This window comes from Cognatundibacterium luofuense, from assembly GCF_018139685.1.
Lineage (GTDB): Bacteria > Pseudomonadota > Gammaproteobacteria > Burkholderiales > Burkholderiaceae_D > Undibacterium > Undibacterium luofuense.
The window spans coordinates 1-306 of sequence record NZ_JAGSPN010000499.1 but is presented as its reverse complement, the minus strand read 5'-3'; the positions used below and the strand labels follow the sequence as shown (position 1 = coordinate 306).

Sequence of the window (306 nt, the reverse complement as noted above, 5' to 3'; positions counted from 1 at the left end):
AGCGCATCCAAAGTCGAAGACGAAGCAGAAGCCTGGAACCACGCCGTGATGCTGGGTGACACCCTCAAAAAAGATGAAATGCTGGAACACAGTGCAGAAACCCTGATGCACCGCCTGTTCTGGGAGCAGACTCTGCGCGTATTTGAACCGCTGCATCCGGAATTCCATTGCAGCTGCACCCGTGAAAAAGTCGGCGATATGCTGAAAATGTTGGGCGCTGCCGAGATTGAAAGCGCTATTGCGGAAGCAGGACGCATCGACATCAACTGCGACTTCTGTGGCCAGCATTATGGTTTTGACCCGGTC

General features: G+C 53.6%; 1 protein-coding gene. It reads left to right on the top strand.

The genetic code is table 11. From position 1 onward, the window contains the following. The coding region (locus KDM89_RS21400) for an Hsp33 family molecular chaperone HslO (RefSeq protein WP_212689806.1) at positions 1–306 on the top strand (306 nt) is incomplete at both ends.